Below are 14,839 nucleotides of genomic sequence, written 5' to 3' on the forward strand. Positions count from 1 at the left end.
TTATGTATGTAATTATATATAAAACTAACGTTAACGTCAACGTAAGATTTTGGTTTGAAATCCGCATACGTTGAATGAGCAACCTTTACGCAGATCCACTGCACAGTTAGAATCCTCTTCCGATCGCTGTTATCTTGGTTCATCTTTTACATCCGTATTTTACCCGAGCCACTCCACACTATCCGATAAAAATCAATGTGGTATGTGGAAAAATAATCCATAAAGATATATAATGATTCCATGAAATGAAACTTTGTTTCATCAAATAAAACAAGGAGGCGTACGATGTCATTTCTATTTTCAGGAATCGATCATGTTCAATTAGCCGCTCCCGCAGGCTGCGAGTCCGAAGCACGCCATTTTTTCACAGGAGTATTGGGCTGGAATGAAATCCCGAAACCCGAGATTTTAAAGAAGCGCGGCGGCGTATGGTTCCAATGCGGCGTTCAGCAGGTGCACATCGGTGTTCAGAATGACTTTGTTCCTGCCAAGAAGGCACATCCGGCCTTTTATGTGAAGGGTTTGCGTGCCTTGCGTGATCATCTCATCCAGCAAAATGTTCACATCCTTGATGACGATGCTCGTTCCGATGAAGGTGTAGCCCGGTTCTACGTGAATGATCCTTTCGGCAATCGGCTCGAATTTATGGAGCATTCATCTTGATCGGCAGCAAAAAAAGACCCGCTATGTGCGGATCTTTTCCTGATTTGGCGAGGCTGGCGCCGGGCGTTATTTCTTATTCGATTGCTGCATTTCTTTCAGGCGGCCTTCGACCTTCATGAACATTCTCACCGTGTAAAAAATAATCGCACCCAAGCTCAGCACCAAAGCCTGCATGTCGGTAAACCAAAATCCGAGCACGCCAAATGCAGCCATGATTACGCCGAACTGCATCATCAAGTTGGAGCTGTATCGCTGCGCCTCATGCCACAGCTCCAGATCGCTCATGGAACGAGGCGTACGGTAACCGTATATGCCGTTGATTTGTTTCGGCGGTTTTTTGTACAACATAAGCCCCATCACAAAAAAACAGATGCCAACGATGATTCCAATAATTCCTCCCACACTGCTCCCCCTTATGACTTGTTGCTCCCGTCAAGCATGCACGTTCCGATGCCGCAATCAACGAAAAAGCGGCCCTACGTATATACGAAGAACCGCCTGGTATGTTTCATCATTTCAAATGTCTTTCACCCGCAGCACACGCATGGCGTTTAATACGGCCAGCACGGTCACGCCTACATCGGAGAATACCGCCTCCCACATCGTGGCAATGCCGAATACGCCGAGCAGCAGGAAAATCAATTTTACCCCGAGCGCAAAAGCAATGTTCTGCCACACGATCATCCGCGTGCGCTTGGCGATGCGGATGGCACTCGCCAGTCGGGACGGCTCATCCGTCATAATGACCACATCCGCCGCTTCGATGGCTGCATCCGAGCCGAGGCCGCCCATCGCTACGCCGACGTCAGCCCGGGCCAGAACGGGCGTATCGTTGATGCCGTCGCCAACAAAGATCATTTTCTCTTTGGCGTGTTTCTCCGCCTCAAGTTGCTCCAGCCGCTCAACCTTATGCTGGGGCAGCAGCTCGGCATGAACTTCATCCACGCCCAGCTCACGTCCCACCGCTTCGCCTACGGCTTTGGCGTCACCGGTCAGCATGACGGTTTTGCGAATGCCCAGCTGCTTCAGGGAACGGATCGCTTCAGCCGCATCGTCCTTCACTTCATCCGCAATCACCAGATGTCCGGCATACTGCCCCTCTTCGGCAATATGCACAATGGTGCCGACGGATTGGGGTTCCTTATACGGAATGCCCGCCTGCTTCATTAGCTTGGCGTTGCCGGCCAGAATCTCGCGGCCATCGACCTGAACGCGGATGCCATGTCCGGCAATCTCGTCGTATCCGTCTACGCCGTGAGTGCGAATCTCCTGCCCCCATGCAGCGCGGATCGATTCCGCAATCGGATGATTGGAATGAGCTTCGGCAATGGCAGCCAGTTCCATCAAGGCATCCTTCGTGCGCTCTCCTTCCGGACGAATGTCCGTAACTTTGAAGACACCTTTGGTCAATGTGCCCGTCTTGTCGAACACCACCAGCTTCACGTCGTTCAGGGCTTCCAAATAGTTGCTGCCCTTCACCAGAATGCCGTTGCGCGAAGCCGCCCCGATGCCGCCGAAAAATCCGAGCGGAATGGAAACGACGAGTGCGCACGGACAGGATATAACCAGGAAGACCAGAGCGCGGTACACCCAGTCCGCGAACGTCGCTCCGCTAATGAGCAGCGGCGGGATCAATGCAATCAGGGCAGCGAGTATGACGACAGCCGGTGTATAATACCGGGCGAATTTGCTGATAAAATGCTCCGTTTTCGCCTTCCGGCTGCTTGCGTTCTGCACCAAATCCAATATTTTCGATACCGTCGATTCGCCAAACGTCTTTGTAACCTCAATGGTCAGCATGCCGTTTTTGTTCACGAAACCGCTCAGCACGTCGCTGCCGGGCTCCAACTCGCGGGGAACGGATTCCCCCGTGAGCGCCGACGTATCTACCATGGAGCTTCCTGCTTTGACGACGCCGTCCAGCGGCACCTTCTCTCCGGCTTTGACGACGATCCGGTCTCCGATGCGTACGTCTTCCGGAGAGACGCGTTTGGTTTCATCGCCCGATCCCATCAACACGTTGGCATAATCGGGCCGGATGTCCATCAGCGATTGGATGGATTTGCGGGAACGATTGACCGCCATTCCTTGGAACAGCTCGCCAAGCTGATAAAACAGCATGACGGCAACGCCTTCCGGGTATTCCCCGATGGCGAATGCGCCGAGCGTCGCTACGGTCATCAGGAAGTATTCGTCAAACACTTGCCCCCGCACCATGTTTTTGAATGCCTGAAGCACGATATCTCCGCCGGCGATCAGGTAGGCCGCAATATACAAAACCAGCTGTGCCCACCCCTCCAGCGGAGACCAAACGGCGGCGGCAACCAGCGCGGAACCAGCTGCTAGGCGAGCCAGCAGCACCTTGGTCTGCCCTGCACCATGCTCGTGAGAATGCCCCGCATGGCCATGGCCTGCATGAGCATGAGCGTGTCCGGCGGAATCATCATGCTGATGTGCTTGGCCTTGCCCATGGTCATGCGCGTGCCCTTGGTGATGGTCGTGATCATGTCCCTCGCAGCTCCCGTGCTTATGCCCATGAGCATGCTGATTCGACAGCGAATGGCCGGCAAGGTCAGAGTTCACTCCGCCCGCCGTCTGTCCGGCAGCATTTCTTTTCTCCGAGATGCGGATGTGCGGCTCCAGTCTCAGCACTTTGCGTTTCGCTTCTTCAACCACCTGCTCATCCATGTCGGACGTCGTGTGCATCGATAGGGTTTTCGTGACAAAATTGACGGAGCATTCGCTGACGCCCTGAATTTTTTTGACTCCATTCTCAATCTTGAGCGCACAATTCGCGCAATCCAAACCGTCCAGCAACAGTTCCCTTTTGACAAGCTTTTGTTCGGTCGACATTTCCATCTCCCCTTTGCTGTACAAAAAACAATCGTTATTGTATACCGGTTTATATATGAGCAATCATTCATATGTTTAATTAAACCCATTATATTCACGCGTGCTCATATGTGTCAACCAAAGAGAGCTGATTTTCCAACCAAATTATGCTAATAGTAATGATTTCGCTTTAGGCGTTTTTTGGATATAATGAATGTATAGTTGTTAACATAGGCGGTGATAGAAATGGAACAACCAGTCAAAGCCCCAGCTGAATGCGACGCAACCTGCTTCGGCACAGAAGCGGATATGCAAGGCATTCGTGCCTCGCTGATTGATCGGGAAACGTCTTCCGAAATGGCAGATTGGTTCAAGGCGTTCAGCGATCCGACGCGCCTACGTATTATTGATGCACTGCTGCAGAAGGAATTATGTGTGCACGATCTGACGGTACTGCTCGATATGGGACAATCGGCCATCTCGCACCAGCTGCGATCCCTCCGCAACATGCGGATTGTCAAACGGCGTAAAGAAGGCAAAACCGTGTTTTATTCTCTGGACGATACACATATCGAGCAGATTTTCCTGCAGACGCTTCAGCATATCAAGCACGGCTAGGCTCTGCCGGCCTGCGAAACAAACAAAAGCCCTCGCCCTTCGGCTATCAGCCGATTGGCGGGGGCTTTTGTTTCATAAGGGCACCGTTGTTCGATTAAAATTAAACAGGGTTGCCGTCTTTCGGATCATACAGTCCGGATCTATCCTTGAACCAGTTAAATACGTGCGATACGCAGACTTTCAGCACCGCATACCCCGGAACAGCAAGCAGTACGCCGACGACGCCGAACAGGTTGCCCGAAGTCAGGATCACGAAAATGATGGTGATCGGGTGAATTTTGAGCGTTTTGCCCATGATTTGCGGCGAGATGAATTTGCCTTCGATCAACTGCACGATCGTCCATACCGCCACCATCTTCAGCAGCATCACCGGCGAAGTGACCAAGGCGACGATCAGCGCTGGCGTAATCGCGATGGCCGGTCCGAGATAAGGCACCACGCTTGTAAACGAAGCGATGATAGCCAGAATTAGTGCATAATCCAGTCCAATGATCATATAACCGATGTACAGCAGAACGCCGATGCAGAAGCTGACGATGATCTGTCCGCGAATGAACGAGCTGATCTGATGGTTAATGTCATGAAGCACATGCATCGCGCCGGAGCGGCTTTGTACAGGCAGGAAGGACAAAATTTTGCCAGGCAGCTTTTTGCCGTCCTTCAGCAGATAAAACAGGATGAACGGAACCGTGACGATGGACAGCACCACTTCGGTAAACGCACCCAGGAACCCGCCAATACGCGTCCAGGTATGGTTCAGAATCTCGGTTGCCTTCTTCGTTACGGTGCTCCACCAGTCCGTCGAATTCCAATTGACGGCATCCTGCAGCTGGTAAAAGAGCTGGCTGCCCGTCAATTCCTCGAATTGTACGCGCACGTTCTCGCTGTACGTCGGAAAGTTGGCGATCAACCCCATGATTTGATTGCGCAGCACCGGAATGACGGCCAAAATGATGACCGTGAGCACGCCCGCAATGGCCAGATAAAGAATCAGGATACTCCACCCCCGACCGATCTTCCAGCGTTCCATCAGATCCACGATCGGGTTCAGCAGATAATACAGAATTCCCGACAAAATAATGGGCAGCACGATCGTTTTGAGAAGTACCGCAAACGGATGAAGGACGAAGGATACTTTGTTCAGCACCATCACATTCAGTCCGATCAGCAACAAAACCAGCAGAAACAGGACAAACTTGTTATTCAGAAAAAATCGCTTGAATCGGTCAGGCCACACGCGTGGTTGCTCCATAGGCAAGTCTTCCTTTCTTATGTATCCTCCCATAATTCAGGCCGAAAAAGGCTTCTTCACATCGTTCCCGCAAAGAAGACGTTGTCCGAACCAACATATGCAAAAAACCTTTCTGTATATACGAAGGCAGCCGTTCGATCGTTTCAAAAAGAAACGTTCTATCTTATCAGTTTACCCGAAAATGGCCGTGCTGCCCATTCTCCTCTTTTGAAAAAATGACCTCCCGGGCAGCTGCCAGCCGGACATAAAAAAGCATCGAAAAAAGACCCGCCTCCAGAGAGACGGGCCGCGTAATGCAGAGTTCATCAGATTTTGCCTGCCAGCCCGGCCAGCAGTTCGTAGGAACGAAGTCGTGCCTGATGATCATAGATCATCGACGTCACGATCAGTTCGTCCGCCTGCGTCTGGGCGATGAACTGTTCCAATTGGCCGCGCGCGGTGTCCGGCGCTCCTTTGACCGCGGCTTTCAGCGTTTGCGCTACCGCCGCTTGCTCGCGATCCGTCCATTTGCCCTCCATGTCGGCTGGCGGTTTGACCAGACCCGTGGTGCCGCGGATGATGTTCAGAAACTGCTGCAACAGCGTGGTGCTGAGCCATTCCGCCTCTTCGTCCGTATCGGCCAGCACGGCATTTACGCCGGCGATCACGTAAGGCTTCGCCAAGACGTCCGAAGGCTGGAAGCTGCTGCGGTATGCTTCAATCGCTACCCGGGTATAATCCGGGGAGAAGTGGCTCGCAAACGCAAACGGCAATCCGAGTCTTCCGGCCAGGCGTGCGCTGAAATCGCTGGAACCCAGCAAATAAATCGGAATGTTCAGCCCTTCGCCAGGAACGGCACGTACCGGGGCATGATAGGAAGTGGCCGATGCATCGAAATAAGCTCTAAGTTCAGCGAGCAGTTCCGGGAAATCTTCTCCGCTGTTCAGCTCTCTGCGCAGCGCCAGCGTTGTGCGGCGGTCGCTGCCCGGGGCCCGTCCCAGGCCAAGGTCAATCCGGCCCGGATACAACGATTCCAGCGTGCCGAATTGCTCGGCGATGACGAGCGGAGCATGGTTCGGCAGCATGATGCCGCCTGATCCGAGACGGATGCTCTTGGTGCCGCCGGCGAGGTAACCGATGACGACCGAAGTCGCGGAAGAGGCAATGCCCGGCATGTTGTGATGTTCTGCCACCCAATAGCGGTGATAACCCCAGCGTTCGGCGTGCTGCGCCAGATCAAGGCTGTTCCGCAGCGCATCTGCGGGCGTCGCTCCCTCGGTAACCGGGGCAAGGTCCAGAATGGACAGTTTAACGTCATGAATCGTTTTTCTATTGAACGAACCATTGGTTTCGGTAGTCATTATATCGAATCTCCTTTTCCGAATTGTTATTTCGTATATTCAGATATATAGATATATTGGTGCAAAAAAACAACTTTCCAGTGCAGTTGATATTCCTCACGCTGCCGTCTGCATCCGGACGGAAATCCCTTACGCACCAGCATGGGTGCTTCCGTTCCGGCATACGGCTTACAGCTTGTGCTGCACATATTCGGCAAATTCGCGGATGGTCTCCTCGTTGCGGCGATAGTAGGTCCATTGGCCTCTTCGCTCCGACAACAGCAATCCAGCCTTGAGCATGGTAAGCAGATAGCTGGATATGACGGACTGGGCCAAACCGGCCTTCATCTGAATGGTCCCCACACAGATTCCGTTCTTCCCTCCATCGGGATGCGTAGACAGCTCCGCTGGTGAGAAATGCTCTTCCGGTTGCTTGAGCCACTCCAAAATTTGTCTGCGCGTTTCGTTCGACAATGCTTTGTAAATGAGTATTGGTTCCATGGGTACGATTATACCCCCTTTCGATTAATTTGCAAACTTTTATGGCAAACAGGCTACCCTCCGCAGGATAGCCCCAATGTTTTGATCTCTTTATTGTACAGGTATTGCTCCTCGATTAGAAGGCAGCCTGAATGGTTTGTTTTACCTCTTCCAGCATGGCTGCATGAGCCGCTTCGTCCACGTTGCCGACCCCGCCCAAAAGGATATGCCCAACAGGTTCGATACCGACAAAGTCGTAGATGCCTGTATCGGAAGTCATATTCAAGGCGTCTGTCATGCCGATCTGGTCATAAATTTCCTTCGGTGTACCGTGCGTGTTGATGATGAACCCTTTTTTGCCTGTCAACAGTTTGACGATACCCGTCTCATTTGCTCCATACGCGAAACCAAAAGCAAACACGCGGTCAATGTACCCTTTGATGATAGCCGGAAGCCCTGTCCACCATATAGGATAGATCATTGTGATGACGTCTGCATCCGTGATGTATTTTTGCTCGGCAGCGATATCCTCGGGTGTCTGTCCCGCACGCATGGCTAGGGTATCTTCGGCTTTCAATACAGGTTGGAAGTTCAGCGCGTACAGATCGCGCACGACGACCTCGTGCCCCTTGGATTCCAATACGTCTACCGTAGTATTCAGAATGGCTTTATTGAAGCTGTCCGTGTGCGGGTGTGCATATACGATCAGATGTTTCATGAGTATTCCCTCCATTAGTTCAAATGATTTATCATATAGCGTGCGCATCTTCTTCGGGATGAATCCCCGCAAAGCATGCCTTTGTTTCAAATCTGCACCTACAAAACATAGACATCTATGTTTATAACCAAAAAAAATTACATCTCTCGAAGGATGCTGCCGAGCAAGTTTTCCAGCTGTTCCGCTTGCTCTTCCGTCAAACCGCCGTATACCATCTCTTTAATCTGTTCGGAAATTTGCACGAAGATCGGCTCCAGCCTTCTTCCTTGTTCAGTCAGTCGGATCATCGTCACCCGGCTGTCCTCGGCACTCTTGCTGCGCTCCACGAAACCCAGCTTCTCCAGCTTGTTGACAAGCACGGTCACGGTGGGCTGCGTACGATGAACCCGCTCGGCCAGCATTTTGATGGACAGGGCCTCTTCCCGATAAAGGAAGATCAGAATATCTCCATGGGATGGCACTATGCCATTCACGCCCTGCTGCTCCAGTTCTTGCACGATGCGTTTGTTCACGTGGTCCCTGATCCGGGATATCATTGAGATTGCATTATATTTTGGCATGCCCTCATTATACATAGATATCTATTCATTTTCAAGCAGCTTATTCATATAAATCTCCCAACCATCTTGATGCGGACGATTGGGAGGTATTGTTATCTTCCATAAACATAAAGAATGCTGAATGCTGGTGCTTATTCGATCCAGTGCGTAACCTGCTCCAGCGACTGTCTCGTTTTGCCGTATTTCGGCTCCTCTGCACGATACCCGAAGGCCGCTATGACGGAAACGTCCCAGACGCCGTCTTCCAGCAAACCTTCCTCGGCGAAGATGCGGCGGGTCTCCTCCTGATTGAATCCTTCGATGGGGCAGGAATCGATGCCGATGAGGGCTGCTGCGGTCATCATGTTGCCCAGCGCAATATACGTCTGTTTGGACGCCCAGTCGAACAATGTCCGCTCGCTGTCCAGAATGCCTTTGTTTTGCTGGAACGTGCGGTATGCTGCCGGAATGCGCTCATAGGTTTCCTGGTCCATGCCTTTGATTTCCTTGCAAATGTATTCCAGATGCGCCGAGTCATAACGCACGTCCGTACGCGCCAGGAAAACGACGAGATGGCTTGCGGTCGGGAATTGCCCTTTGCCGCCGCTCGAAAACTCGACCATGCGCTCGCGCAGCGCCGGATTCTGCACGATGACGAATTTCCATGGCTCGGAGCCAACGGAGCTTGGGGATAACCTCCCCGTTTCCAAAATGAATTCGAAATCTTCTTTCGAAATTTTGCGATTCGGGTCAAAACGTTTGGTCGCGTGCCGGAAATGGTACGCCTTCAAAATTTCTTCTTTTCTATTTAATGGTGTCGTCGATTCCACTTTCTCCACATCCTTTAATCTATTGGGGTACAGTTTCATTGGGATACAGTATCATTCTAAAATGAATCATGCCTTATTGAAAGTACGCACATTGATGTTACCAGGTATATGTTTTGATACTTTACGGCCTTTGAAACCGACTGGCTCATAGGTCAGCCATAAATTCATTTTCGGAAATGACAGTATACCCTTCCTGACGAAGCAAAGCAGCTGTCACGCCTTCGCCCGGAATCTTTTCGTTGCCGAACGTGCCGTCATAGATCATCTGCGAGCCGCAAGACGGACTGAACTCTTTCAGAACCACGCAGGTCACGCCGAGCTTCCGGGCCCAGTCCAACGTTTCGTAAGCACCTTTGACGTAAAGCTCCGTGACGTCGGTGCCGCTCTTCTCGATCACCTTGGCCGTGCCTGCCAGCACGTCCCTGCCGTTCCCGCCGATAATTTCAGCCGGTTCCCGCGGGGTCGAAAAACCGCCAAGCAATTCAGGACACAGCATCTTAGCCTCTTCCCGTTCCACCAGTTCTTGAATTTTCTCGTCCAGACTCGCCGTACCATTGTAACGACAAGCAACGCCCGCGAGACAAGAGCTCACTAAATACTTCATCGATCCAATCTCTCCTTATTGCACTCACTTCCAACCTGTTAAAAAGAAAATTGTACCACACGGATCAGGTTCATTCGCGGCTTCGTGAGAGTGAAGTGATTCGGCCTTCGGCATCGTAACTCACATCGATTACATCCTTAACTTGGCTATTCTTCTCTAGTTTGAAGGTGCCTTGTCCCGGATGGTCCGCATCCTGAGAAAAGCTGTATTCTTCCAAAGGCGCATGAAACATGTTCTTTATGATCGGCTCGGCGGCTTCCCTGATCGCAGATTCAGGGACATCCATAAGTCGTTGTTTGCCTTGGTCGGTCTTTGCTTCTTCCCTTGCATCGCTATTGAACGCAGGATGCAATGCCATATCATAGATGGAGACCTCAGCATCTTTACCATACTTTCCGTCAAACAAGGTTACAAGATAGCGTTCCCCAAAGGTTAGATCCCATTTGCTCCAATGGTCCTGCATATTTTTATTGTACGCAATACTTGTTAATGGCAACGCCGAGTAACCACAGTACGCCTCAACGGCTTGCTCGGCACGAACCACGGCTTCTTTGGGTGCTCTCTCAAGATCAATGGACCCGGAAACATATATCACCTCATCCTGCTGCCAGATGATGCTCCCCTCGACTTTACCATTTTCATTTCCGAGTTTTACGAGAGTCATCACTTCCGGCTGCCCATCATCCTCGCTTGGGGACATATGCGCCGAGCGGTCCACCTGCAAAGGCTTCATCGTTCCGTCACTGCCTATGCCTTGGAGAAGGGCTGGAATCTGGCTCAAATAACGGGGTTCGAGCTGGCTGACATCCATTTGCCCCCTTAGGGTCCAACTTTGCATTTCCCCGGTAGCCGCATCAATTGAGAACTCCGCATAATTGTGATCTGTTTTTTGCCCGGCCTGCACGTAAATGGTATGCGAGTCATTCGGAAATGCCGTATCGTCCCTTACCATAGTCACTTCCAATTGTTTGCCCAAATAATCCCTCATTGTAACGGCAATCGTTCTTTTCATCGGTTCGGTCAGGAGCTCCTTATTCACGTCATCTGCCAATAAAAGGGCTGAAGCGGGATAAAGGCGTTCAACGACAGACTCCATGTACTGTCCGTTCCATAATAAAATCCCTGCCGCCGCGGCAACTGCGGTTATGGCTGCGACCCACCCTTTTTTGCGACTTTTGCGTGGACCCGGCAAATTCAGCTTCTCCATGCTTTTGGTAAACGGTGAATCGACATCGCTTTGTCCCTGAATTGCTTTCGTTCCCGCTACCCGCTGCAGCACGCTCTGCTTGTGGCGTTCCGTAAACGCTGATCCTGCAAATGGCTCACCCTTCAGCACCTCTTCCCATTCTTCACGCTTCCCTGTCTTCATTCGTCTCGTTCCTCCCATCGTTTCCGTACTTTCGCTTTTGCGCGCGACAGTCTTGATTTGGCCGTCCCGATGCTGATGTCCAGCATCTCCGCAATTTCGGCCAGCGTCAGTTCATACTTCAGATGGAGCAGCAGCAGCTCCCTGAATTTGTCCGGCAAAGACATGACCACATCCCAGATTTCATGCACATGCTCCCGCCGAATGGCTTCAGCTTCTGCGGAGGGATGCGCCTGCATTTCGGGAATAGACATTAATCCGCCCCTTTCCGCTTCTCCGTTTTCCATCGGCAAAATGCCTCCCCACTGGCTGCTGCGAAAAAACTTCGATTTTCGGTATGTAAAGGTCGTGTTTCTGGTTATGGTCAGCAGCCATGTCTTCAACGAGCATTGCCCGCGAAATTGGGAGATGCCCAAGTAAGCCCGAATAAACACTTCCTGCGAAAGCTCATCTGCCTGTTCGGCACTCCTCGTCAGAAAGTAGGCATAGTTCCACACGTCCTTCCCGTACTCGTCCATGATCTGGCTGAGCGTGTGATTGTCGATCTCTCTGGCCTGCTCCAAAAATTGAAAATCCAACTGGCATTCACCTCATTCAATAAGACTGCAGCGCAGCTCTTCCGGTTCCCGTTTGGTGAAAATTTTCCTTACTACTGTATACGAAAAAAAACAGCATGTCTCATAAAATGAGCAATGCTGTTGCAATTGAACTAATGTACCGATTCGTATCGTAACGTTAGCGGCTGCCCTTCATCCAACGTAATATCACTCAATCTCCGGTTATCCTCTTGATTATCTACGTACAACCTCCACTCATACTCCTTGTTGCTATTAAGACCTTCTACGCCTTCAACATGACCTTCCTTATTTTGAGTGACATTCATCCCCAGATCCTTATTCGCCGTTATGGCCTGAAATACTTTCTCTGCGCTTGGTTGGTTATCGATCACTCTAACGGTTTGAATGAATACGACTTCTTCCAGATCATTGAAAATGGCTACGTTGATATCCGTCGTCTCTTCTCCCTGACCGATAAACTTGATGCCCTTGTATTCAGGTGCCAAACTGTCGCTTTTACCTGATCCGCACCCCGTTAACGCCAATAAGAATAGGGATACTACAGCAATCGCGCTAAACAGCCGATAATTCGAAATCATCTTTATTCCCACCTCCTATCTTATTGAAGTCCTGGTCATCCATCCAAACGGAGGCGTTCCATCAAATTGCTTCTATGCAGATATCGCTCCATGTACCATATTGCCACCCACTGCACGGCCAAATAAAAGATAACAAGCACCGTGAGCGCTAGATAAGGGAACTGATAAATGGCATAAGAAGCCTCAACGGCAAATAAACGAACGCTGTAATATCCTAAGGGAGTCCCTAGCAAAATGGTTAATAGTATGCTGCTGACCACAATCACAAGTCCCTCGCTTCCAATCAGTATTCGCAATTGCTTCCGGGACAGGCCGATGGCCTCGATCATGCTGATTTCCCTTTTTCTCGCCAGGAAACTGCTCAAATTGGAATTGATCAGATTAAACACACTAATGACCATTAACATCGAAATGAACCCGTATGCAGCGACCTCCATCAGTCGTTTGGACTCGCTGTATTCCTGATAAATGTCCTGAAAGGATGTAAGGATCAAATCAGGCTCTTCTCCAATGACCCTTTTAAGTTGTTGCTCCACGTCTCGTTGTCTGGATGGATCAACCGTCACGCTGAATTGCTTCATGGTCGGATCAAGTCCTACTCGTTCAAACAGGTTCTCGTGCGCAACAAAGATGCCTCCTTCGCTCGCGCTGCCTCTATAAGTCATGTATGTGGGCAAGACGGCTATAATGGTGTACTCTTCTTCCTTTCCCTGATCATCCAGACTCGCCATCCGAACTTTATCGCCAGATTGGTATGTTCCGTCTTCGGAGATGGCAATCAGGTAGTTCCCTTCCTTCATCTGCTGCAACATTTCGGAGCTGCCTCCGGTTCGGTCAATGGCCTTTTGAAGCAGATTCGGGTCATACCCGTAAATATCCGCAATAATCCGTGAACCCTTTATTTCCTCCCAATGATTAAGGTGTTTACGTGCATCCGTTTTATTGTAGATCAGGCCGTCGTATTTTTCCGTAAGTACTTCACGGACACCTTCGATTTGCTTCACTTGGTTCATTGTTTTTTCTTGGATATAACTATGGCTGGCAGCGCTGCCTGAAGATCCGGCCAAACTGATTTTGAAATCGCCGGGCACCATGCTTCCGGCTAGATTGTTTATATTCATGCTGTATAAAATGCTTGCAGACGTCATGAATATCAGCCCCGTAAACGTGATGGAAGCTACCGTAATGATCGTTCTTTTTTTGGATCTGAATTGCTGCAGAAGCGAGAGACCCCAAATGCCTATTTCCGAGTTCAATGGTCTGGATGATGTCCCGCCCGCATAATCCGTTTCTCCAGTCAGCTTGTATTTCATAGCTTCAATTTCTGACCCCGCTGTGCTTTTTCGAATGGGATGTTCGATACATAACCGTACCAATGCAATTCCGCTGATCCATGAAACCGCAATGATTACCCATGAGAGTTGTACCTCTAAAGTTGAACCGCTGATTCGCTCCCCGACCCAAGGCAGCACAACAAAACTCCCTGCGATTCCTAGAATGACGCCAATCGTACTTCCCCAAACGCCCAGAACGAGTCCTTCCAATACAATCATGCGCCTTATTTGTGCAGCACTCATGCCGATAGCACGCAACATTCCGAACAAACGGATCTTTTGGGACACATGAATATTGAATATATTGTAAATGACCATTCCTGCACATAACACTACAATCATGACGAGGATGATCATTTGAAAAATGGACACAGGACTCCATTCGTAGGCACCCGTATATCGTTCATTGATAACGATTTGGGCATCATTCAGCCCTTCTGCGATTCCAATGTTCCTCGCTACGGAAGTTGCATTAAAATCGGAGTTTAACAAAACAAACAAGCTGATATCCGGCTTGATGGCGTTCTGATTTAAGAAGGGTTCCGATACCAGCATTAATCCCGCTCGCGCAACTTTCCTTACAGCAATATCCTCGGTAATCCCCACGAGTTTAAAAGAGATAACCTTGGAGCTAGGGCTTCCCTTTTCTTCAAACCGTGCCTTCATCTTTATTTCCTGTCCAAGAGTAGGCGCATAGCCCAGCTCCCCAATCACCCATTCATCCAAAACGATTTCGTTCGGCGTGCGAGGAGCCCTCCCTTTTTTGAGAGCGATCAGGCCGTCTTCGATCCCTTCTGTATACACCATAGCCATATCTATTTTTTTCTCTACAAAGGGTTCAAAGCTTACATTTTTGATGTTATATGCAGCATAAACCTTTTTAAATTTTTGATTTTTTTGCAAATGGCGCAGCTGTTCCTCCGTCAGATGATCATATTGAGCATGATAAGCCCCGATTTCATTTATGGCTGCCCTGCGATTTCTCTCTTGATCGGAATGGAAAAACATGAGGACGACAACCATCAATGCTACGGAAAGAGCAATTGTAGCGACAGTCACCAGTGTGCGCCCCTTATAGAAAACAAGGTGACGGATCGCCATCTCTTTTACGATCTTGTTCTGCTTCAT

At 50.2% G+C, this 14,839-nt stretch carries 15 protein-coding genes; 2 read left to right on the forward strand and 13 right to left on the reverse strand.

All coding sequences use genetic code 11. The annotated features are described in order from the left end of the window. Positions 1-285: 285 nt before the first annotated feature. Entirely contained in the window at positions 286-663 is a 378-nt protein-coding gene (locus tag RSX24_RS28130) for a VOC family protein (protein ID WP_236420760.1), read from the forward strand. Positions 664-729: 66 nt separating this feature from the next. On the opposite strand, the gene RSX24_RS28135 is transcribed toward RSX24_RS28130, so the two are convergent. Together RSX24_RS28135 and RSX24_RS28140 are read right to left on the reverse strand one after the other, a co-directional pair. Further along, a complete protein-coding gene (locus RSX24_RS28135) occupies positions 730-1,065 on the reverse strand; it encodes an SdpI family protein (RefSeq protein ID WP_343262423.1) in 336 nt (111 codons plus the stop codon). A gap of 114 nt (positions 1,066-1,179) precedes the next feature. Continuing rightward, positions 1,180-3,516 carry a heavy metal translocating P-type ATPase gene (locus RSX24_RS28140; RefSeq protein WP_343262424.1) on the reverse strand — a complete coding sequence of 779 codons (2,337 nt, stop codon included), beginning with the start codon at positions 3,514-3,516 and terminating at the stop codon, positions 1,180-1,182. Positions 3,517-3,741: 225 nt separating this feature from the next. On the opposite strand from RSX24_RS28140, the gene RSX24_RS28145 reads away from it, so the two are divergent. After that, positions 3,742-4,113 (forward strand): ArsR/SmtB family transcription factor, encoded by a 372-nt coding sequence (locus RSX24_RS28145; protein ID WP_236420757.1) that lies wholly within the window; start codon positions 3,742-3,744, stop codon positions 4,111-4,113. A gap of 100 nt (positions 4,114-4,213) precedes the next feature. Here RSX24_RS28145 and RSX24_RS28150 read toward each other — a convergent pair whose 3' ends face one another. From RSX24_RS28150 to RSX24_RS28200, 11 genes are all read right to left on the reverse strand, one after another. Next, positions 4,214-5,365 carry an AI-2E family transporter gene (locus tag RSX24_RS28150; RefSeq protein ID WP_236420756.1) on the reverse strand — a complete coding sequence of 384 codons (1,152 nt, stop codon included), beginning with the start codon at positions 5,363-5,365 and terminating at the stop codon, positions 4,214-4,216. A 305-nt stretch (positions 5,366-5,670) separates the two neighbouring features. Then, entirely contained in the window at positions 5,671-6,705 is a 1,035-nt protein-coding gene (locus RSX24_RS28155) for an LLM class flavin-dependent oxidoreductase (protein ID WP_236420755.1), read from the reverse strand. Positions 6,706-6,873: 168 nt separating this feature from the next. Beyond that, a complete protein-coding gene (locus tag RSX24_RS28160; RefSeq protein ID WP_236420754.1) occupies positions 6,874-7,185 on the reverse strand; it encodes an ArsR/SmtB family transcription factor in 312 nt (103 codons plus the stop codon). A gap of 115 nt (positions 7,186-7,300) precedes the next feature. Next, positions 7,301-7,882 (reverse strand): NAD(P)H-dependent oxidoreductase, encoded by a 582-nt coding sequence (locus RSX24_RS28165; RefSeq protein ID WP_343262425.1) that lies wholly within the window; start codon positions 7,880-7,882, stop codon positions 7,301-7,303. Between the two features lie 137 nt (positions 7,883-8,019). Beyond that, a complete protein-coding gene (locus RSX24_RS28170; protein WP_339275954.1) occupies positions 8,020-8,394 on the reverse strand; it encodes a MarR family winged helix-turn-helix transcriptional regulator in 375 nt (124 codons plus the stop codon). 179 nt (positions 8,395-8,573) lie between these two features. Continuing rightward, positions 8,574-9,251, reverse strand: coding sequence for an NAD(P)H-dependent oxidoreductase (locus RSX24_RS28175; RefSeq protein ID WP_343262426.1), 678 nt, complete (start codon positions 9,249-9,251; stop codon positions 8,574-8,576). 145 nt (positions 9,252-9,396) lie between these two features. Continuing rightward, positions 9,397-9,855 (reverse strand): 2-thiouracil desulfurase family protein, encoded by a 459-nt coding sequence (locus RSX24_RS28180; RefSeq protein ID WP_236420750.1) that lies wholly within the window; start codon positions 9,853-9,855, stop codon positions 9,397-9,399. Positions 9,856-9,925: 70 nt separating this feature from the next. Further along, positions 9,926-11,224: a hypothetical protein gene (locus RSX24_RS28185; RefSeq protein ID WP_343262427.1), complete on the reverse strand. Its 1,299-nt coding sequence runs from the start codon at positions 11,222-11,224 to the stop codon at positions 9,926-9,928. Further along, complete coding sequence (locus RSX24_RS28190) at positions 11,221-11,799, reverse strand: RNA polymerase sigma factor (protein ID WP_343262428.1); 579 nt, start codon at positions 11,797-11,799, stop codon at positions 11,221-11,223. Before RSX24_RS28190 ends, RSX24_RS28185 begins: the two co-directional genes overlap by 4 nt. A gap of 131 nt (positions 11,800-11,930) precedes the next feature. Beyond that, entirely contained in the window at positions 11,931-12,377 is a 447-nt protein-coding gene (locus RSX24_RS28195) for a hypothetical protein (RefSeq protein WP_343262429.1), read from the reverse strand. A gap of 35 nt (positions 12,378-12,412) precedes the next feature. After that, positions 12,413-14,839 carry an ABC transporter permease gene (locus RSX24_RS28200; protein ID WP_343262430.1) on the reverse strand — a complete coding sequence of 809 codons (2,427 nt, stop codon included), beginning with the start codon at positions 14,837-14,839 and terminating at the stop codon, positions 12,413-12,415.

This window comes from Paenibacillus hubeiensis (assembly GCF_032334105.1).
GTDB classification, from domain to species: Bacteria; Bacillota; Bacilli; order Paenibacillales; family Paenibacillaceae; genus Paenibacillus; species Paenibacillus hubeiensis.